At 63.2% G+C, this 19,249-nt stretch carries 17 protein-coding genes and 3 pseudogenes; 16 read left to right on the top strand and 4 right to left on the bottom strand.

Features of this window, described 5'->3' with window-relative positions; genetic code table 11:
- From LQV16_RS19205 to LQV16_RS19155, 11 genes and pseudogenes are all read left to right on the top strand, one after another.
- Positions 1-1,020: ABC transporter permease (locus LQV16_RS19205; protein WP_229995478.1), on the top strand; the 1,020-nt coding region annotated here is incomplete at its 5' end.
- A complete protein-coding gene (locus LQV16_RS19200; RefSeq protein WP_229995477.1) occupies positions 1,017-1,931 on the top strand; it encodes an ABC transporter permease in 915 nt (304 codons plus the stop codon). The genes LQV16_RS19205 and LQV16_RS19200, both read left to right, overlap by 4 nt.
- Positions 1,928-2,878 carry an ABC transporter ATP-binding protein gene (locus LQV16_RS19195; protein WP_229995476.1) on the top strand — a complete coding sequence of 317 codons (951 nt, stop codon included), beginning with the start codon at positions 1,928-1,930 and terminating at the stop codon, positions 2,876-2,878. The genes LQV16_RS19200 and LQV16_RS19195 overlap by 4 nt, the downstream gene beginning before the upstream one ends.
- Entirely contained in the window at positions 2,875-3,699 is an 825-nt protein-coding gene (locus tag LQV16_RS19190) for an ATP-binding cassette domain-containing protein (RefSeq protein WP_229995475.1), read from the top strand. Before LQV16_RS19195 ends, LQV16_RS19190 begins: the two co-directional genes overlap by 4 nt.
- Positions 3,700-3,701: 2 nt before the next feature.
- Complete coding sequence (locus LQV16_RS19185; RefSeq protein WP_229995474.1) at positions 3,702-4,913, top strand: serine hydrolase; 1,212 nt, start codon at positions 3,702-3,704, stop codon at positions 4,911-4,913.
- A 395-nt stretch (positions 4,914-5,308) separates the two neighbouring features.
- A complete protein-coding gene (locus tag LQV16_RS19180) occupies positions 5,309-5,422 on the top strand; it encodes a CAT RNA binding domain-containing protein (RefSeq protein WP_229995473.1) in 114 nt (37 codons plus the stop codon).
- An 11-nt stretch (positions 5,423-5,433) separates the two neighbouring features.
- Positions 5,434-5,577 carry a hypothetical protein gene (locus LQV16_RS19175; protein ID WP_229995472.1) on the top strand — a complete coding sequence of 48 codons (144 nt, stop codon included), beginning with the start codon at positions 5,434-5,436 and terminating at the stop codon, positions 5,575-5,577.
- Between the two features lie 191 nt (positions 5,578-5,768).
- Positions 5,769-6,542 carry an SDR family oxidoreductase gene (locus tag LQV16_RS19170; RefSeq protein WP_229995471.1) on the top strand — a complete coding sequence of 258 codons (774 nt, stop codon included), beginning with the start codon at positions 5,769-5,771 and terminating at the stop codon, positions 6,540-6,542.
- Positions 6,543-6,547: 5 nt separating this feature from the next.
- A pseudogene (locus LQV16_RS19165) lies at positions 6,548-6,796 on the top strand (S24 family peptidase); the annotation flags it as partial.
- Between the two features lie 8 nt (positions 6,797-6,804).
- Positions 6,805-7,485, top strand: a pseudogene (locus LQV16_RS19160) (DNA polymerase V subunit UmuC); the annotation flags it as partial.
- A gap of 354 nt (positions 7,486-7,839) precedes the next feature.
- Complete coding sequence (locus tag LQV16_RS19155) at positions 7,840-9,138, top strand: LacI family DNA-binding transcriptional regulator (RefSeq protein WP_229995470.1); 1,299 nt, start codon at positions 7,840-7,842, stop codon at positions 9,136-9,138.
- On the opposite strand, the gene LQV16_RS19150 is transcribed toward LQV16_RS19155, so the two are convergent.
- Positions 9,099-9,914, bottom strand: a complete 816-nt coding sequence (locus tag LQV16_RS19150) for an SDR family NAD(P)-dependent oxidoreductase (protein WP_229995469.1) — start codon at positions 9,912-9,914, stop codon at positions 9,099-9,101. The genes LQV16_RS19155 and LQV16_RS19150 overlap by 40 nt on opposite strands.
- Positions 9,911-10,774, bottom strand: a complete 864-nt coding sequence (locus tag LQV16_RS19145) for a sugar phosphate isomerase/epimerase (RefSeq protein ID WP_229995468.1) — start codon at positions 10,772-10,774, stop codon at positions 9,911-9,913. The genes LQV16_RS19150 and LQV16_RS19145 overlap by 4 nt, the downstream gene beginning before the upstream one ends.
- 149 nt (positions 10,775-10,923) lie before the next feature.
- Here LQV16_RS19145 and LQV16_RS19140 point away from each other — a divergent pair, with 149 nt between their 5' ends.
- The 3 genes from LQV16_RS19140 (at position 10,924) to LQV16_RS19130 (ending at position 14,769) form a co-directional block, all read left to right on the top strand.
- Positions 10,924-12,264: an MFS transporter gene (locus LQV16_RS19140; RefSeq protein ID WP_229995467.1), complete on the top strand. Its 1,341-nt coding sequence runs from the start codon at positions 10,924-10,926 to the stop codon at positions 12,262-12,264.
- Positions 12,265-12,411: 147 nt separating this feature from the next.
- A complete protein-coding gene (locus tag LQV16_RS19135) occupies positions 12,412-14,232 on the top strand; it encodes an FAD-dependent oxidoreductase (RefSeq protein WP_229995466.1) in 1,821 nt (606 codons plus the stop codon).
- A gap of 210 nt (positions 14,233-14,442) precedes the next feature.
- Positions 14,443-14,769, top strand: a complete 327-nt coding sequence (locus LQV16_RS19130; protein WP_229995465.1) for a hypothetical protein — start codon at positions 14,443-14,445, stop codon at positions 14,767-14,769.
- A gap of 242 nt (positions 14,770-15,011) precedes the next feature.
- On the opposite strand, the gene LQV16_RS19125 is transcribed toward LQV16_RS19130, so the two are convergent.
- Positions 15,012-15,560, bottom strand: coding sequence for a recombinase family protein (locus tag LQV16_RS19125; RefSeq protein WP_229995464.1), 549 nt, complete (start codon positions 15,558-15,560; stop codon positions 15,012-15,014).
- 516 nt (positions 15,561-16,076) lie between these two features.
- Between LQV16_RS19125 and LQV16_RS19120 the strand changes: the two genes are divergently transcribed.
- Both LQV16_RS19120 and LQV16_RS19115 read left to right on the top strand, forming a co-directional pair.
- Positions 16,077-17,522 carry a hypothetical protein gene (locus LQV16_RS19120; RefSeq protein ID WP_229995463.1) on the top strand — a complete coding sequence of 482 codons (1,446 nt, stop codon included), beginning with the start codon at positions 16,077-16,079 and terminating at the stop codon, positions 17,520-17,522.
- A gap of 13 nt (positions 17,523-17,535) precedes the next feature.
- A pseudogene (locus LQV16_RS19115) lies at positions 17,536-17,766 on the top strand (glycoside hydrolase family 3 C-terminal domain-containing protein); the annotation flags it as partial.
- Between the two features lie 276 nt (positions 17,767-18,042).
- Here the strand turns inward: LQV16_RS19115 and LQV16_RS19110 are convergent.
- A complete protein-coding gene (locus tag LQV16_RS19110) occupies positions 18,043-18,867 on the bottom strand; it encodes an alpha/beta hydrolase (RefSeq protein WP_229995462.1) in 825 nt (274 codons plus the stop codon).
- Positions 18,868-19,249 lie beyond the last annotated feature (382 nt).

Raw genomic sequence — 19,249 nt, 5'->3', positions numbered from 1 at the left:
ACCATGTTGCGTTTCGTCGCCCGGCGGCTCATCACCTCGGTGCTGGTTCTCGCCGTGCTCACAGCGATCGTCTTCATCCTTGCCCGCATCGTTCCCAGCGACCCGGCCGTCATCTACGCCGGCCCGAAGGCGCCCCCAGCCGAGCTGGACAGGGTCCGGGAGCACCTCGGCTTTAACCGTCCGATCCTCGAGCAGTACTTCGACTACGTCGCAAAGCTGATCACCGGGGACTGGGGCCAGTCCCTTGCCACAAAACGCCCCGTGTTGGACGAGCTGTTCACCCGCCTCCCAGCCACATTGGAACTCATCGGGTTTGCCATGGTTCTCGCTGTTTCGGCAGGGGTCATCTTGGGCGTGGTTGCCTCCCACCGGCCCGGCGGATTCATCGACGGAGCAATCCGTTTCCTCTCCATCGGAGGGATTTCCGTGCCCGCCTTCTGGCTCGGACTACTCCTTCAACTGTTGTTCGTTGGGGGGCTGGGCATACTTCCGGCCACTGGGCAATTCAGCAACTCCATCAAATACTCCAACCCCATCTCTCACGTGACCGGGCTTCCCCTGTTAGACAGCATGATCACCGGCAACGGCGTGGCCTTCACCGATGGGTTGCAGCACGTGATACTGCCGGCCCTCACCTTGGCCGCATACCCTCTCGGACTCGTTGCACGAATGACCAGGGCCGCCATGCTCGATGTCATGAACCAGGATTACATCTTCACCGCCAAGGCCTACGGTCTGAGGGAGACCGCCATCCGTTGGCGCCTGGCCCTGAAAAATGCTCTACCACCAGTCCTGTCTATCGCCGGAATGGCTGCCGCCTACGCCCTGACCGGAACATTCTTCGTCGAAGCTGTCTTCAACTGGCCAGGAATTGGGCAGTTCGCTACATCTTCGATGCTTGCAGTGGACTACCCAGCCATCATAGCAATTACGCTCATGGGCGCCACAGCATACCTGCTGGCCAACCTCCTCGTGGACATCCTGCAATCCCGAATCGACCCCAGAGTGAGCATGTCATGAGCCCCACGACCCAAATCCCCGCCCCGACCCGTTCCGGGCCGGCCGGAGAACAGGCCACCCTCAAACCGATCAAACTACTTAAACAGACCCTGGGCCGTGACCGTTTGGCCGCTGTTGGCGCGATGATCATAGTCCTTGTCGTAATCCTTGCTGTTTTTGGGCAATGGCTGGCACCTTTCCCTGATCAGGGCATGGGGGCGACCAATGCCTCGGCCCGAAACCTCGCTCCCAACGCCTGGAACTGGCTCGGCACCGATCAACTCGGTCGTGACGTTCTCAGCCGCATCATCATGGGCGCGAACCCGGCGCTGACCATCTCTGCCGTCGTTGTCGCGGCCGCGGCCCTCATCGGCATTCCCCTCGGCGCTGTCGCCGGATACTGCGGCGGCTGGCTCGACGAAGCCTTGATGCGTGTGACCGAGATCTTCCAAGCCTTCCCGCCTCTGCTCCTGGCCATGGTGACCGTTGCGATCCTGGGGCCCAGCCTGACCAACGCCGGCATCGCCTTGGCCATCAGCTGGTGGCCCTGGTATGCGCGCCTTGTACGAGCGGAAGCAAAATCCCTTCGGGAACGCTCCTATGTCGAAGCAGCCCGCGCCATGGGCATTCCGCAACTGCTCATCATCAGCCGCCATGTACTTCGCAACTGCATGACACCCATCCTCGTCCAAGCCACCGTCGACATCGGCACTGTGATCCTGGCCGCCGGGTCCCTGGCATTCATCGGCCTTGGAACGCAGCCGCCCCTGCCCGACTGGGGTCTCATGGTCGCTGAAGGGCGCGGGCTCATATTCAGTTCCTGGTGGATAGCCACCTTTCCGGGCCTGGCCATCTTTCTGGCCGTCCTGGGATTCAACCTCCTCGGAGATTCGCTGCGCGACCTCCTTGACCCCAGGCAGGTAAAGCGATGACCCACGTACTTAGCATCCGCGACCTCAACGTCGAATTCACCGACCGGGGAACGCTCACCAACCGCCCCGTCCGCGGGATCGACCTCGATGTTTCCGCCGGTGAAATCCTCGGCCTGGTGGGGGAAACCGGGTGCGGCAAGTCCCTGACAGGACTCGCAGCCTTGGGGATCCTTCCACGCGGCGCACGGCGCACGGGGCAAGTGACCATCGGCAACGATCCCTCACAGGCCTCGTCAGAAGCAGGCGGCTCGGTGGCCATCGTATTCCAAAACCCCGGAACTGCCTTCAACCCTGTCTTCACGCTCGGCCGCCAACTCAGCGATGTCCTGAGCCGGCACCGGCAAATCTCGAGGTCCGAAGGCAAAGCTGAAATCATTCGTCACCTAAGCCTGGTCGGCCTTCCCGACCCTGAACGGGTCTACCGCAGCTACCCGCACCAATTGTCCGGCGGAATGCTGCAGCGGGCCATGATTGCCATGGCTCTGCTACGCAAGCCCCGGCTTTTGATCCTCGATGAGCCCACAACGGCTCTTGACGTCACTGTTGCCCGGCAAATTTTGGTCCTCATAGACGAACTCCGACACAAGTTCGGGTTCGGTGTGCTGCTCATCAGCCATAACCTTGGCATCATCCGCGATGTCTGCGACCGCGTGGCAGTCCTCTACGCAGGCAGGGTGATCGAAACCGGAACCGTCGACGCGGTCATGAACAACCCCCGCCACCCATACACCCGCGGCCTCCTCGGCGCCCTCCCAGCAGGCCGAACCCACGGCCAGCGACTGACCGCCATCCCTGGAACAGTCCCGGGGAACCTCCTATCCCTCACCGGGTGCGCCTTCAGAAACCGTTGCTCACATGCAGTCACCGACTGCTCCCTCACCGACCCGCTGCTCACCGAGACCGGGCCACACCAGGCAGTCGCCTGCCTCCAGGAAGGCGAACTATGACCAACGTTCTCACCCTCGAAAACATCGTCAAAACGTTCCCGCACCAAAGAAGAGTCTTCACCGCAGTCGACAACGTCTCCCTCAGCATCAAGGAAGGTACGGTCTACGGCCTTGTCGGAGAGTCCGGCTCCGGCAAAAGTACCCTCGCCCGCTGCGCCATGCAGCTGATGCGCCCAACATCCGGGCGGGCTGTCTTTGAAGGACATGACCTCGGCAAGCTCGAACCCAAGGCACTGCGCACCATTCGTTCCCGGATGGGAATGGTACTTCAGAATCCAGTGGCGTCTTTGAATCCACGCATGACTATCGGCGCTTCAGTGGCAGAGCCCCTCCGGACCCACACTGCCCTGAAAGGGCAGGCCCTCCAAGCAAGAATAAACAATCTGCTTGATGAGGTCGGACTGGGAGCCGAACACACCCACCGGCTCCCGCATCAGCTATCCGGAGGACAGTGCCAACGCGTCGGCATCGCACGCGCCCTGGCCACATCGCCCCGTCTCCTCATCCTGGACGAACCCACCAGCGCCCTTGATGTTTCCGTCCAAGCCCAGATTCTGAACCTGCTCCAGGACCTGCAGCAACAAAAAGGGCTCACATATCTGCTCATCTCCCACGACCTGGACGTCGTCCGCTATCTCAGCGATGACGTTGCGGTTATGAAGACCGGAAAGATCGTAGAAAGCGGAACAGCCGAACGGATCTTCACAGACCCACGGCACGACTACACCCGCAGACTCCTCGAGGCAGCCCCAGGGCACGGCCGACCCGAAATGGCCGACTCCCACACTCTCCCCACCCTCACCACGCAAGGCAACGACTAAACATGCTAAAGGCAACAGCTAACAGTTCTCTCCTGACCAGCCCCGGCAAGATTGACCGCTATGCCGGCCAGGACTTCAACGAGCACGTCACCCTGGACAACTGGCAAGAAAGCCCATTCAATCGCTGGGGCTTCGCTCACATCAGCGAACTCATTACCACAGCAACGATCCGTCGAGGCAGCACATCCCTGCCCTCTACTGGAAACGATTCAGTCACCACGGAACACGCGGAGAGGTGGCACAGTGTTGAGGAGTTCCTGGAATCCACGCACACAGATGCCATCGTCGTACTTCAACACGGGAAACTGGTCCTGGAACGCTATTTTGGCTCTTTCCAGCCGCACGACCGGCACGTCCTGATGTCTGTTTCTAAATCCGTCTGCGCGCTTACCATGGGTATTTTGGTGGGCCGGGGACTCATAGACACGCAACAGCCTGTCCACCACTACGTCCCGCCGCTGAAGGGAAGCGCCTACGGGAACGCGACGGTCCGCCAAGTACTCGACATGACCGCCGCAGTCCGCTACAGCGAGAACTACCTGGATGCGGCCGCTGAAGTCCAGCAGCAGGATAGGATCGCCGGCTGGCGCCCCAAGCTCGAAACAGACCCAGAGGACACTTACGAATTCCTCACGCTCCTCAAAGCTGCCGGAGAACACGGCCGATCATTTCAGTACTGCTCAGCCGGTACAGACGTGCTGGCATGGATCATCGAGAACGTCACCGGCAAGCGATACGCCAAAGTCGTCTCCGACGAACTGTGGTCCCAGCTCGGGACACTCGATGATGCACTCATCACCACTGATTCCGGTGGTTTCGCATTTGCGAACGGAGGAATCGCCTGTACCGCACGAGACTTGGCCAAGATCGGACAGCTCATGCTGGACGACGGGAAAGCCAACGGGCAAACGGTCGTCCCATCATGGTGGATCAACGACACGATGCGCGGCGGAGACCCGCAACTGGCCAGAGGAACCGGCTACCAGAAAGTCCACCCCAATGGCTCCTACCGAAACCAGTGGTGGGTCCCCGGAGATAGCCGAGGCACGGTCTACGCCGCAGGCATCCACGGCCAATTCATTTGGATTGACCCCGTCAGCGACACTGTCATAGCGAAGTTCTCCTCTTGCCCACAGCCGGTTGCACTCGAACTCAGCCGGGCACACGCTGAAGGCTTCAAGCAAATGGTCAGCATCCTGGAATACACCAGCTGATTGAGGCGACCCCTCGGAGCGCAGGTCCTCAGGAATCCCCACTAAATAAAGGTCAAAGGATAAAAATCGCCTCCACAGGTAATCCGAAGCAGACCGCCGCCCGGTGGCTGTGCACCCAATTGCCGGCCTTCCGCTGCCCATCACAGAGCCAAACCGACTGCTGCAAATCCCGGTTTCCCACTCTGCTCGTTGCCTGCCCCTGTACTTCAGGGTTCGATTCCTGCTCCTGACAACGAACCACAAAGGCTCGGACGCAACCTGACACTCCTGGCGGTCCTCCCCCCTTTCCCCGACATATGGGCCCTTATCGGCACCGTGTAAGGGCGCAGGAAGTCGCCGTATCTGGACAAAAGCTCCCCAGTTTCAATCCCGGTCAATGACGAGAGGAGGAAGACGTGGAGGTGCTGCGCGTATTCAACAACAACGTCCTCGCCCGCGCCGCCAACAAAGGAGTGGTCATTCTCACCGGACGCGGCCTCGGGTTCCAGCGAAACCTGGGCAGCAGGTAGACGAAACCAAAGTGGTACGCGTCTTTGTCCCCGAGGACGGGCGCAACGCAGACAACTTCGGCGCCCTGGTGGCGGCCATTCCTCCCGAACACCTGACACTGGCCGACCAGGTACTGGAAATTGCCCACAGCGGTACAAACACGGCCTCTTCCTGACGGTGAGCAGGGACCAGCCTGCCCACTCCAAACACAGTCGACAGTGCTGGCGTACTAGCAGTCACCTGCGGCCATCGCATCTAAGGAATCAACACCTGTACCCCGGTAGAGCACCAAACGATAGGGAATGCTTGGAAAGCGGAGGCGAAGACATCTGGCACGCACGAAATGTGGCTACGAGAGGATTCAAAGTGCTATCGCAATCAACTTCCAACGCCCGTCTAGCGGGCAAAGTCGCGTTGGTCACAGGCGCTACTTCCGGTATCGGGGAAACAATCGCCCGCAGACTGGTAGCCGAAGGTGCCCAGGTGCTGGCAACCGGGCGGTCAATCGAGCGAGGGCAACGACTTGAAGCGGCACTCGGTTCCCAGCTGCACTTCTATTCCACGGACATCAAAGACGAAGAATCAGGCAATTCCCTCACGTCCGCAGCAGTTTCACGCTTTGGTCGACTCGACGTGCTGGTCAACAACGCCGCGGTCGATCACACGGGAGACCTTCTGTTAGTTCCCGACAAGGAGATCCGAGAAGTCTTCGAAGTCAACACTTTCGCTGCCATCCGCCTTCTGCAAGCGGCCGCCCGAACCATGCAGGAAGCTGGCGGATCGATCATCAACATCACTTCACGTTTGGCCTCAATCGGAGTGCCCACCATGGGGATTTACAGCGCCAGCAAGGGAGCAATGCTGGCGCTGACGAAGGCTGCAGCCGTGGACCTGGCCCCCTACAACATCCGAGTAAACGCCGTTGCCCCAGGCATGACAAAGACACCGCTGTACGACGAGTGGCTGGAAACGCATGCAGATCCAGCAGCGGCCGAAGCAAGGGTTGTTGACCAAATCCCCCTTAAACGGCTTGCACTTCCAAGCGACGTGGCCGGAGCCGTGGCATATCTGGCCTCGGATGAAGCCTCTTACATCACCGGCACCTCGTTGCCCATAGACGGCGGATACACAGCTCAATAGCCGCCGGTGACTCGATGGAGGGCGCCGGCATCAGCGACGGCGATGAACTGATCGTGAACCGGGCCCTCGAGCCGCGGGACGGGTCCGTGGTCATCGCCGTGCTGGACGGGGAGCTGACCATCAAGCGGCTGCGGATCACGGGAGCCGGCGTCGTACTGCAGGCGGAGAACCCGGCGTACCCGGACATCCGGGTCCCTTCGGTCGCGGATCTGGTCATCTGGGGCGTCGCGACCCGGTGCCTGCATCATGTCTGAGGCGCGCAATGTCTAAGCCTGCCCTAATGCGGCGGATGCCGCAGATCGCGCATGTGGATGTGAACTGCTTCTACGCTTCGGCCGAGCGGGCCTTCGACCCGTCCCTGGAAGGCTGGCCCGTAGTGGTCCTGTCCAACAACGACGGCTGCGCCGTCACCCGCTCCCCGGAAGCCAAAGCCCTGGGCATCGCCTTGGGCGCGCCGTGGTTCAAACTCGCCCCGCGGGCCAAGGAATGGGGACTCGTTGCCCTCTCCAGCAACTACGAGCTCTACGGCGACATCAGCGCCCGGGTCATGGAACTGCTCGGCCGCTACTCCGCATGGCTGGAGGTCTACAGCATCGACGAGGCCTTCCTCGGCATCAAAGGCACCCCGGACGAGCTGCTGGCCCTGGGCCGAACCATGAAGGCCGCCGTGCGCCGCAACGTCGGAGTCCCGGTCTGCGTGGGCATCGCCGGGACCAAGACCCTGGCGAAACTGGCCAACAAATGGGCCAAGAACAACCCGGCCTTCGACGGCGTCTGCCGCTGGGACTCCGTGCCCGCCGCCGACAGGCAAACCCTGATGAGCCGCTTGTCCGTGATCGAGATCTGGGGCGTCGCCACCCGGCTGACCAAACGCCTCAACGCCCTCGGCATCCACTCCATCCTGGACCTGTCCCGCGCCGATCCCGTCATGATCCGGGACCGCAGGAGACAGCTCGGGTCTGGCCCGGACGAGGTGCAGTGGGTGGCGGAAGGACCTGCCTGACCAGGCCGTATCGGCGGAGACTTCCACTGCGACAGGTTCGACCAGTGTCAGCGTTACCGGTTCCTTGTCGCGGTTGAACCGGTCCCGGGTGGTGCCTTGCACGGTCGTGGGCCAGGGGTGGGCGCCGCGGGGAGGTTGCAGCCACCGCTCCAGTTCCCGCGCGGCTGCCGTCTTCAAAGGTGTGGACCTGCCCACGATCCGCAGCTCCCCGTCCAGGACCAGCCCGGCCACGACCTCCCGGGGTTCGGTGATCGGCCCGATGACTGCCTCGCAGATGATTTCCACGGTTTCGCGGTGCTTGAGTTTCAGCCAGGAACGGGCACCTGGGGTGTAGGGCTGGTCGTTGCCTTTGATCTTCCCTGTCAAGTTCAGCGTGTTGATGTGGGGGGCCGGTTTTTTGGCCTACTGTTCAGGATTTCGTGCGACGGTCTGACCCTGAACCGACGGGGGCCTCCGTTGCACCGAGGCTTTGTCGACGCCGCGGCCGCTGCGGACTTTGACCTGTTGGGACAGGTTCTGCCGGCGGGCGCGCTGTGGGTGAAATACGATTGGGCCATGGTTACCAGTGTTGATGTGGCCCGGCATCTTGGATTGTCGCAGTCGACGGTTTCACGTGCTTTGCGGGGGGATCCGGCTGTCGCGCCTTCTACCAAGGAGCGGGTTTTGTCCGGGGCGCGGGAACTTGGCTATGTACCGGATGCAGCGGCTCGCATGATGGTTACCAGGCGGACGCATGCGGTGGGCATTGTGGTCGCGGATCTGACGAGCCCGATCTACCCGGTCATTGTGGAGTCGTTGCAGAATCGGCTGCTGGAGCGTGGTTACCGGATGGTCCTGATTAGGGATCCGGATATTTCGCCGGATCCTGAGGCCGTTGATGTGCTCGATCGTGCGACGGTTGACGGGATGATCTTCGTGTCGGCGAGGGAGGGGTCCGCCGCGGTCCGGCGGGTCCTTGACCGTGGCACTCCGGTGGTGCTGTTGAGCCGTGATGATGTCAGCGTCGATGTCGAAGCCGTACTCGCAGACGACAGGGGCGCCGGCGAGCTGGTGATTTCCCATCTGCAGGGCCTGGGGCACACGAGAATCGGCGTGCTGTCGACTTTGCGGGACCGGTCCAATGGCCGTGACCGCGAGGACGGTGTCCGCGCTGCGATGGAGCGCCGCGGGATCCCGGTACGCGAGGACTGGATTCAGCACCTCCGCTTGACGCACGAGGACGGGGTGCGGGCGGCCCTGGAGATGCTTGATCGCCAGGACAGGCCGACGGCGTTGTTTTGCGTGACGGATGCTTTTGCGTTTGCTGCCATGGACGCCGCAGCCCAACTGGGGATAAATGTCCCAAATGAGCTGTCGATTGTGGGATTTGATGATTCCGGGCCATCCCGCTGGGCTTTTGTGAACCTGACCACCGTGCACCAGCCCATTGCGGAGATGTCGTACGAGGCGGTCGACCGCCTGGCCGGGAGAATCGAGGGCGAGCCTCCCAGCCAGGCACGGAAGCCCGTATTTCCGGTCAGGCTGGAAATACGGGGGACGACGGCGCCGCCTCCTCAGGCGGTATTGCGGCCGCCGCTCAGGTCAAGCGTCTGACCGGTCATATAGCTCGCTTCCGCGGAGAGCAACCACGTGGCCAGGGCGGAGAATTCCTCCGGGAGTCCGACCCTGCCCATGGGTACCTTGGCGAGCAGCTGGGCGTTCCTTTCAGGGCTGAGGTCCTCAAGGAGCCGGGTCTTCATCATGGACGGTGCGATGGAGTTGACCGTGACGCCATAGGGCGCGACTTCTTTCGCTGCCGTTTTGACCAGGGCCACGAGCCCGGCCTTGGAGGCCGAGTAGGCGGCCTGGTGCGGGTTCCCTTCGCGGGCGGAAATGGATGACAGGATGGCCACCCGGCCGTATCCCTGCTGTGTGAGGACCGGGAGGATGCTCGCCAGGCCGTGCAGGCAGCCGTCCAGGTTCACGCTCAGGGTTTTGGCCCATCCGTCGGCGGGCATTTCGGTCACGGGAGCTTCGGGACCCTGGATTCCGTGGGCGAACAGCGCCCCGTCGATCCGACCGTACCGCTGCAGTACTGTCTGGACGGTGCGGTCCCAATCAGCCCTTCTGGTGACGTTCAGGGCCATGCAGTTTGTGGGGCTGCTTCCGTCGCCCAGCCCGCCATCGGCGACATCGGTGCAGACGACAGTGGCGCCTTCGCGTGCGAGCCGGTCCGCGGTGTCGGATCCGAGCCCGCCGGCGGCGCCGGTGACCAGGATGACCTGATCCCGGAAACGGCCGGGCCAATAGATCTCGGCGCTGGCGGTTCGGGGCCGCGGGGGGCTGCCTGCGGCTGCCCCCGGTGTTGTGATTTCGGTGACTTCGCTCATGGTGTTGTCTCCATTTCAGTTTTCAGGAGTGAGCCGATCAGATTCTCGGCTGCGGTGTGGATGTGATTGAGGTGTGCGGCTGTGCCGAGGGCCTCGACGGCCCAGACGTCAGGGACTTCGACGCTGACCGGCGCGTCGGGAAGGGCCGCCAGGATTTCCCGAAGCGGGAAGACCCCCTCCCCGGGGGCCAGCCTTTTCGCACGCGACTCGATCTGCCGCGCGGATCCGTTCACATCCTGTCCCAGCGGCATGCGGTGCGGGACGGGCAGTGCCGGGGTTTCGGCCGGGCCGTCACAGAGCTGGATGACGGTCACCGCCCCTGCCGGCAGGGCTATCAGCTCTGCGATGAGGCCGCCTGCGCGCACGAAATGGAGCGCGTCCAGCATGATTCCGCAGCCTGTCTGCCCGACCAGCAGGCCGGCGGCCGGGATGGAGTCAAGGGGCTGATACGAGATCGGTTCAATGGACGGGCGGATGCCGTACTTCGTGGCATCCTCAACCAGCGCCGCAAGGCTGTCCGTCAACCGGGCGCGGTCCGGATCGCCGCCGATGACGTTGAGCACAGAAGCGCCGAGGGCTGCGCCGGCCTCCAGTACCGGTTCCCATTCCTTGCGTCCGCGGTGTCCGTCCAGGGTAAATACTTCAATGTCGCGGACTGAGAGGCCCGTGGCCGCCAGGCGTTCAATGGTCTGCACCGACATGAACGAACCGGCAGCCATGGGGTACTGGGTTTCACTCCGGGTTGCCGGGTGAACCCGGATCCCGACAGAGGTAAAGCCCGCAGCTGCCGCTGCGTCCACCAGCTCCGGCGGACTAAAATGCAGCGCTGACAAGTGCGCCAGCCCGATCGTTCTGTTCATAACTTCCATCCTGCTCTGGGTGTTTGACTGTTATTAAGCGATGCGCGTATGATCTAAATCACTAAATGACTACGTAGTCATTAAAGCACTCAATCCGCTCGCCCGCAAAGGTGCAGCCGAGCAAACAAGAAAGGTTGCGGTGAACCGCAATGCCTAGTTCCCACACTTCGAGCACCGGGGGTACCGCCATGGGCGCCCTGAACCATCCTCCCGTCGTCATCAGTGCCACGTCTGGACGGCGGGCAGCGCTGGCCAGCACTGTTGGCGCCGTCGTGGACTGGTACGACTTCTTCCTCTACGGCACTGCTGCCGCCGTTGTGTTCGGGCCGTTGTTCTTCCCATCGGACAACCAGGTCGCCGGGCTGCTGGCCTCCATGGGTTCGTTCGCCGTCGGCTTCCTGTTCCGCCCGCTCGGCGGGGCCATCTTCGGCCACTTCGGCGATAAGTACGGCCGCCGCACCATGCTCTTCATCACCGTCATCATGATGGGACTGGCCAGCACGGCCATCGGGTTACTCCCCAGCTACGCCGCGATCGGCGTCGCCGCACCGATCCTGCTCGTGACCCTGCGGGCCATCCAAGGCATCGCCGTCGGCGGGGAATGGGGCGGCGCGGCCCTGATGGCAGTGGAAAACGCGCCGGCAGGCCGGCGCAACTTCCTCGCCACCGGCGTGCAGATCGGATCATTCGTCGGACTGCTCCTCGGCACCGCAGCGTTCGCCCTGGTCACCGCACTGACCACGGCCGAACAGTTCCTCGCCTGGGGCTGGCGCCTGCCGTTCCTGATCAGCATCCTCTTCGCCCTTGTCGGACTCTGGATCCGGGCCGGCGTGCCCGAGTCAGCAGAGTTCACCGCCGTCAAGGAAGAACACAAGGACGCCCGTGCACCGTTGGCTGAAGCGCTGCGGACCAGCCCCAAGCAGATCCTGGCCGTGATCGGCATGCGGATGGTGGACCAGAGCACCTTCTACATGGGCTTCACCTTCTCCCTGGCCTACGTCAAAAACTTCACCGACACCCCTACCTCCACCGTCCTGACCGCCTCGATGGTCGCCATGGTCCTCGCCATCCCCTTCCTGGCACTCTGGGGACGCCTCGCGGACAAGTACGGCCGGAAATGGTTCTACATCATCGGCCCCCTCGCCGCGGCCCTTGCAGCAGCACCATTCTTCGCAGCGCTGGAAAGCGGCGAACTGATCCCGATGATCCTGGGCTTCTGCGCCCTGATCAACCTCGGACACAACATCTCCACCTGCGTCCAGCAGACCTGGTTCACCGACATGTTCGACGTCCGGATCCGCTACAGCGGCGCAGGATTCGCCTACGCACTCGCCGGAGCCGTGGGCGGCTTCATCCCCCTGATCGCCACCGCCCTCATGGCCAGCAGCGGCAGCTGGGCCCCCGCCGCGGCGCTCCTCGCCGGGCTTTGCCTGATAGCCCTGGTCTCCAGCCTTTGGTCCTACAAGTGGGCCAACAAGGAACACCGCTAAAGACAAGAAGCAGGACGCAACCAAACCAACGGTGACGCGAAGACGAGTGCGCGGCAACCGGCAACCGAGACGCCAGTTGCCGCGCATTCACCCCCTGCACACAAAACACAGACCACAGATACAGCCAACAATTAAGGCCAGCGCCGAGTGAAGACCACCAAATCTGATGACCTGACCACATCCCCCGCCAAAGCCCTGGACTGCGACGTCCTCGTCATCGGCTCCGGCGCGGGCGGGCTTTCCGCTGCCGTAACAGCCGCCTACCACGGCCTGAAAGTCATCGTCGTGGAAAAAGCCGAGGTCTGCGGCGGCGCCACGTCCTGGTCCGGAGGCTGGGCCTGGACCCCGGGTAACCCGCTGGCCAAAGCCGCCGGCGTCAACGAGGACCCCGAACTCTTCCGCACCTACCTGCGCCACCGACTCGGCGCGAACTACCGTGAGGACAAGGTCGAGGCGTTCCTTGAGGCCGTCCCGCACATGGTCGGTTTCTTCCAGGACAAGACCAGCCTGCAGTTCGTTCCCGGAGCCAAGATCAAGGACATCTACGGCAGCACACCGGGCGCCGGCACCGGGCACCGCTCCGTGGGCCCCAAACCCTTCAACGCCCGCAAAATCAAACCAGAACTGCGCGCCATAATGCGCCACCAGCTCTACGAAACATCATTCCTGGGCATGGGCATCATGGCCGGGCCGGACCTTACCAAGTTCCTCTCCGCCTCCCAAGGAAACCTCCAGGGCCTGTTCCACGCAGCCTGGCGGGTGGGCTTCCACCTGTTGGACCTGATCATTCACCGCCGGAACATGCAGCTGGTCAACGGCACCGCCCTCACCGGCCGGCTCATGAAATCAGCCGACGACCTCGGCGTCGACATCCGCGTCTCCACCCCCGCCAAGCGCTTGCTCACCGACGGGACCGGCACGGTGACCGGCGCCGTCGTGGATTCACCCTCCGGCAGCTACACTATCAACGCTTCCCGCGGCGTCGTTCTGGCCACCGGCGGGTTCCCCAACGACGTTGCCCGCCGCAAGGCGCTTTTCCCCAAGACCCCCACGGGCCGCGAGCACTGGACACTCGCACCCAAGGAAACCACCGGGGACGGCATTACCATTGCCCAGGCCGTGGGTGCCCGCTTCGACACCGATGCGGCGTCTCCGGCAGCCTGGTGCCCGGTCTCCCTGGTCCCATACCGGAACGGACGCACCGGTACGTTCCCGCACATCATGGATCGCGCCAAACCCGGCAGCATCGGGGTGCGCCGGGACGGCAAGCGCTTCGTTAACGAGGCCAACGGCTACTACGACTATGTGGAAGGAATGCTGAAGGCGACCCCCGAGGGTGAATCGGTCGAGGCTTGGCAGATTGCCGACGCCGAGTACATGCGCAAGTTCCCGCTGGGGATGGCCAAACCGCTGCCCGTCCCGCTCTTCCCCTACCTCCGCTCCGGCTACCTCAAAAAAGGCAACACCATCGAAGAACTCGCCGCAGCCTGCGGCATCGACCCCGATGCTCTGGTCAAGACCGTGGCCGAGTTCAACGAGAACGCCCGCAAGGGGGTGGATCCGGACTTTGACCGCGGCGCCAGCGAATTCAACCGCTACGGCGGAGACCCCAAGAACACCCCGAACCCGTCCTTGCGCCCATTGGAAAAGGGGCCGTTCTACGCCGTCAAAATCGTCCCTGGCTCCTTCGGCACCTTCGCAGGCCTCGCAGCCGATGCGCGCGCACGGGTCCTGGACACGAACGGGCACCCCATCAAGGGCCTATACGTCGCCGGTAATGACCAGGCCTCAGTCATGGGCGGACAATACCCCGCCGGGGGCATCAACCTCGGCCCCGCCCTGACCTTCGGATACATCGCCGGACGCGACCTCGCAGGAGCCACACACTACGAAGACGACGGCACCCCAGCCACCGAAACAATGACCGGGAACGATGACGCCCCGGACGCACGAAGTCGTCGCCGATGACGTACATACCGGAACCCGAAACCAGTCCCTGGAAGGATTCAGACTGTCAAGAATCGCGACCCCAACGCTTCTTAAGGAAGGGGCCCTGGGTCGAGCTTTGTGGATGTATATCGCGAGCCAAGGGCCCAAGGGGGGCGGCCCCCGCCCCCTGACCACACCAGCAGCACCCGCGGCAGGAAGCCCCAGCGAGAAATGTAGAAAGTGAAACCCGTGGAGAAGAAGAAATCCCGCTACCCGAGCGACGGCTTCGCGCCTCAAGACTGGACGGGCCTCCTGCCAGGACAACACGTGTGGGTCCGGCCCAACGACGGTGCGACCTTCGCAGCCGTCATTGAAACGAAGACCAGTAATTCCAGCGCAGTGTGGATTCTACGTGATGACAGCTTGCAGACCCGGCAGGTTTTCGGGCATACCGAGGGCATCCACGTAGTGCCGATCGAACAAGCTGCCGATCTGGCAGACCAGACGAGCGAGGCCCCCGGAAGGAACCCAGGCACCAAAATCTACCCCGGGTTCGGTACACATAAGATTGAATGAAGCTGCGCGACTCGACGAAAGACTGACCGAGGCCACAGCCAGTCTTAACAACACCGTCGCCGTCAAAAGTGCGGGCATCCTTGACCCCGAAACCCGAATCCACAGAATGCCGCGTAGTCTGGTCGTCCGTTAAGTTCGCCCAAAAGTACCGCCATAATGATCCGTCACACGTGCAACTTCCGGTACGGCGGCGGACCGCGTGGATGTCACCGCCGGGTTGTCGGGACCGCTCTCCGTGTTGCCTATATAAGGTATCGGTACACCGTGGCGCGGGAGACTCCGAGCATCCTGCCGATGTCGGAGGCACTGATTCCTTTGCCTTTGAGTTCTTTAGCTCGGGCAGCAGCAGCGTCGTCCACCTTGCGGGGCCTTCCGCCGTGGCGGTTGTTGGCCGCGGCCGCAGCGAGGCCAGCCTTGGTGCGTTCGATCATCGTGTCGCGCTCCAGCTGAGCAAACGCGGCCATGATCGTCAGCATGGCGGTGCCCATGGGTCCGGTTGTGTCCAGCCCTTCGGTCAGGGACCGGAAACCTGCTCCCCGCTCCCTGATGTCCTCAACAAGATCAAGAACGTGCCGGGTGTTGCGGCCCAAGCGGTCAAGCTTCCACACGGTGAGTACGTCGCCGGCCTCCAGCCGGTCCAGAGCCCTGGACAGCTGAGGGCGTTCCGTCGTGGACCCGCTGACTCCATCGTCGGCAAATATCCTGGCTGCGCCGGCGGCCTTGAGTGCTGTGAGCTGCAGATCGAGGTTCTGTTCCGTGGTGGAAACCCTCGCGTAGCCGATCACGGCCATCGCCGCCTCCAGATTCTCTTTATCCCGACCAATTCTCAGTTATGAGACTCCCTGTTCTTGGACGGCATTTCGAGACGGGCAGTGTCCGTCTCGCGACGGGGATTTTCGAAACCCATGGCTGAACGACCAAGCTGTCTCAGTAATTGATCGTATTTGAGATGCTCGAGGGCGAGTCGGTGACGGTCAAGTGTCCCGTCCACAGACGCTGGTTCCGATACGTCTTACGAACGGCCCTGTTTGATTGCCGCATTGTGAAGGCGTCCCTCTCGGACGGTACCCGGGGCAGTTTCCGTGCGGCGAAGGTGGCCGAGTGGGATAATTTGGTCATCCTTCGAATAGGGGGCCATCATGGCCGGCCTTGGTGCTCTTCGACCTGGCCGCCGCTCCCGGGCATCCATGCCCCGGCTCCTGGCGGTTTTACTTGTGCTCGCACTCGGCGTGCTGTTCGCTGCACCCGCCCGAGCAGTCGACTACGGACATGACGTTTCGTGGCCACAGTGTCCGGGCGGTCTTCCGATGCCGCCGGAAGACACGGAGTTCGTGGTCGTGGGGCTGACGAGGGGACTCGCGTTCACCGAAAACCCCTGCCTGGACTGGCAGTTCCAGTGGGTGCTCGACCGCGGCGTCCGGGCTCAGGCCTACACCATGGCTACGTTCCCCACCACCGTGCAATACGACACCTACGGCGACGACGGCCCCTGGCCCGCAAGCACCAGGCCGGACCGGCTGCGCAACGTCGGGTACGCCGAGGGTCGCGCGGCTCTCGCGTCTCTCGATGAGGTGGGATGGCGACCGGAGAGAATCTGGGTCGACGTCGAGCCCCGCCCGCAACAGCCCTGGCCCAGCTCGGCAGCAGCCCAGCGGCAGGAGAACCGGTACGTCATCTCCGGGCTCCTGGCCGCACTGGCGGACGCCGGGTACCCGCACGGGATCTACTCCTATTTGAGCGCTTGGGAGGCCATCACCGGATCGTGGCAGCTTCCCGACGTGCCCGTCTGGTCACCGGCAGGGCGTCTCGACTTCGCCAGTGAAGCATCCGACCTCAGTGTGAATCGCAGCTTCTCCGGTGGCACCGTCCACATCGCGCAATGGACCGACGACACCTACGACTACGACATGACGTGCATCGGGGTCTATCAGGCCCACGTCGCGACGATCGGCTGGCAGTCGAGCGTCTCGGACGGCGCCACCGCAGGAACGACCGGCCGGTCACTGCCGATGGAGGCGTTGCGCCTGTCGGTGGCAGGAGACCGCCTGTCGGGCGACATTCTGTGGAGGGGGCATGTGCAGAACATCGGCTGGCAGCCATGGACGATGTCGGCGTCCCCGATCGGAACGACCGGGCGCGGTCTGCGCCTGGAGGCGTTCGAGCTGCGGTTGACGGGGAATCTGGCCTCGCTGTACAGCATCAGGTATCGCGCCCATGTGCAGAACGTCGGCTGGCAGCCGTACGGGATCGACGGAGCCACGGCCGGCACCGTCGGGCAAGGTCTGCGGGTGGAGGCCGTTACGATCGAGTTGGTTCCGAAGGTCGCACCAGCATTCACTGCCGTGTACGCCGCCCACGTTCAGAACCTCGGCTGGATGGCGAACGTTTCGGATGGGACCGTCGCCGGGACCACGGGCCGGGCCCTTCGGGCCGAGGCGTTGCGCCTCAACGTGTCCAGCACGGCTTATACCGGGGACATCGCGTGGCGGGGGCATGTGCAGAACATCGGCTGGCAGCCGTGGACATCCTTGGCCAATCCCATCGGCACGGCCGGGCAAGGGCTACGTTTGGAAGCGTTTGAAATCAGGCTTACCGGTGAGATGGCGAAACATTACAGGATCCACTACCGCGCCCACGTGCAAGATTTGGGCTGGCAGTCATGGGTCGCCGACGGCGGAACGGCGGGCACATCGGGTATGAGCAAACGGATCGAGGCCGTGCAGATCCTCCTCGCACCCAGAACCGGCGGCTAGCGCGGGTTTCCCCCGCCAGGCAGACGCCGTCGTCGTCGTGGTCGGCACCAACGCGAAGGTCGAATCCGAAGGATACGACCGGGAGTCGCTCGCACTTCCCGGCCGACAGGACGAACTCGTCGCAGCCGTGAACCCCCGCACCGTCGTCATCGTCAACTCCGGCTCGCCGGTGCTGATGCTCTGGCGGAACGATGTCTCCGCCGTGCTCCTCGCCTGGTTTGGCGGGCAGGAATACGGTGACGCACTCTCCTACCCACCCGATGACGGGTATTGAGAGCCGCTGGGCTTGGTAATCGAGTATGCCGAGCGCCAACACCGTGAATCCGACGCTACCGTTCCGTTGGGCTCCTCTGGTGGGAGTCCGTGCAATGGGAAAAGTTGGAGACACTAAGGCAGGTGTGCACGGGAATGTGCTCTTGCGGCGTCTGGACGCCTTCCGCCGGGGACTTCCATCTGGCCATTGACGTGAAGCGTGTGTGGTGAGCGGCCGAAACGCGCGTGTACTCGGCGTCCTGAGCCGTCACGGGCACCCGGTCGCCCCGCCGCGGCCAGCCACGTCGACGAGGGCACCGATGAGTTCGGGACCCAGCCCCAGTGCTGCATCGTTGTGGTTCGCCGCCGCTACCTCCACCTCGATGACGTAGTTTCCGGCGTCCCGGGCCGCCTGAGCCACGTCCCGGCTCTGCTGTGCGGCCACGATGGTGTCCGCGCTCCCGTAGACCACGGCGGTCGGGATGTCCGCTCGCACTACGTTCTCGCGTACCGGGTAATGATCGCGAAGCATCCAGCCCACCGGCACGCCGTAGGCTGCCCGGCCGACGTCGGCGAGCGAGGTAAATGGTGAGCGCAGCAGCATCGCGGCTGGAGGGTGCTCGGTGGCGAGCTCCGTGACCACCCCGGCGCCGATGCTCTCCCCGAAATAGACGAGCGAGCCCTCCGGTACTCCTGCCGCACCTGTCAGGAACTCGCGAGCGGCGCGGACATCGCGCGCGAGACCGTCCTCGGACGGGTACCCGGGATTCGCCGCGTAACCGCGATAGTCGAAGAGCAGCACGCCGAAGCCGAGCTCGCTGATCGCTCGTCCCAGCTCTGCCCGATTAGCCCGGTTGCCGCCGTTGCCCGGTGCGACGAGCACGGTCGCGCGGCAGCCGACTGTGGCTGGCAAGTACCAGGCACCGAGCTCGAGGCCGTCACTCGTCGTGAGCGTGACTTCCTGGGCTCCGGGCAACAGCTCGGCGGCCGGACGTGGCTGGCCGCGGTCGGGAAAATAGATGAGCGAGCGTTGGAAGAACCACGGCATGCCAATCAGGAGCCCGACGACGACGAACCCGGTCGCGAGCGGCATGATCCTTCGCACCGTCAACTTTTTCGCCACCGTCTTATGATCGCAGAGCTGTGCGCGCCGCACACGGCACGTGACCCACGACCTGATCACCGACCGCTGACGCACGCCGTCGAGCACGTGATACACGGAGAAGAAAAAAATTCGTACCACCCCGGACCGGGGTTTAACCGGCTGATACCGGCCGGACCAGGATCCGGGCGCCCCTTAAGAGACAGAACCATCGAGGCTGGAACTTAGGTAAGGTCTGGGCCGCCACGGAGTTCTCGGACAGTGGACCCCCTTAAAATCGGGGGACTACTGAAATGAGGAATGTGCAGAATGCCTGCATCACGTCGCCGGTTCAGCCAGGAGTTCAAGGACCAGCTGTGCGAGGAAGTCGTCT

This window comes from Arthrobacter sp. Bi26, from assembly GCF_918697925.1.
Taxonomy (GTDB): Bacteria; Actinomycetota; Actinomycetes; order Actinomycetales; family Micrococcaceae; genus Arthrobacter.
The sequence above is the reverse complement of the archived record's forward strand: the minus strand, read 5'-3'. Positions and strand labels throughout refer to the sequence as shown.

What these genes read in the sequence shown, in the direction of transcription:
- LQV16_RS19200 (WP_229995477.1), top strand. Translation starts at nt 1,017, where the DNA reads ATGAGCCCCACGACCCAAATCCCCGCCCCGACCCGTTCCGGGCCGGCC.
- LQV16_RS19140 (WP_229995467.1), top strand. Translation starts at nt 10,924, where the DNA reads ATGCCTAGTTCCCACACTTCGAGCACCGGGGGTACCGCCATGGGCGCC.
- LQV16_RS19125 (WP_229995464.1), bottom strand. Translation starts at nt 15,560, where the DNA reads ATGGCCGTGATCGGCTACGCGAGGGTTTCCACCACGGAACAGAACCTC.
- LQV16_RS19110 (WP_229995462.1), bottom strand. Translation starts at nt 18,867, where the DNA reads ATGCCGCTCGCGACCGGGTTCGTCGTCGTCGGGCTCCTGATTGGCATG.
- LQV16_RS19190 (WP_229995475.1), top strand. Translation starts at nt 2,875, where the DNA reads ATGACCAACGTTCTCACCCTCGAAAACATCGTCAAAACGTTCCCGCAC.
- LQV16_RS19195 (WP_229995476.1), top strand. Translation starts at nt 1,928, where the DNA reads ATGACCCACGTACTTAGCATCCGCGACCTCAACGTCGAATTCACCGAC.
- LQV16_RS19120 (WP_229995463.1), top strand. Translation starts at nt 16,077, where the DNA reads ATGCCGCCGGAAGACACGGAGTTCGTGGTCGTGGGGCTGACGAGGGGA.
- LQV16_RS19150 (WP_229995469.1), bottom strand. Translation starts at nt 9,914, where the DNA reads ATGAGCGAAGTCACCGAAATCACAACACCGGGGGCAGCCGCAGGCAGC.
- LQV16_RS19185 (WP_229995474.1), top strand. Translation starts at nt 3,702, where the DNA reads ATGCTAAAGGCAACAGCTAACAGTTCTCTCCTGACCAGCCCCGGCAAG.
- LQV16_RS19145 (WP_229995468.1), bottom strand. Translation starts at nt 10,774, where the DNA reads ATGAACAGAACGATCGGGCTGGCGCACTTGTCAGCGCTGCATTTTAGT.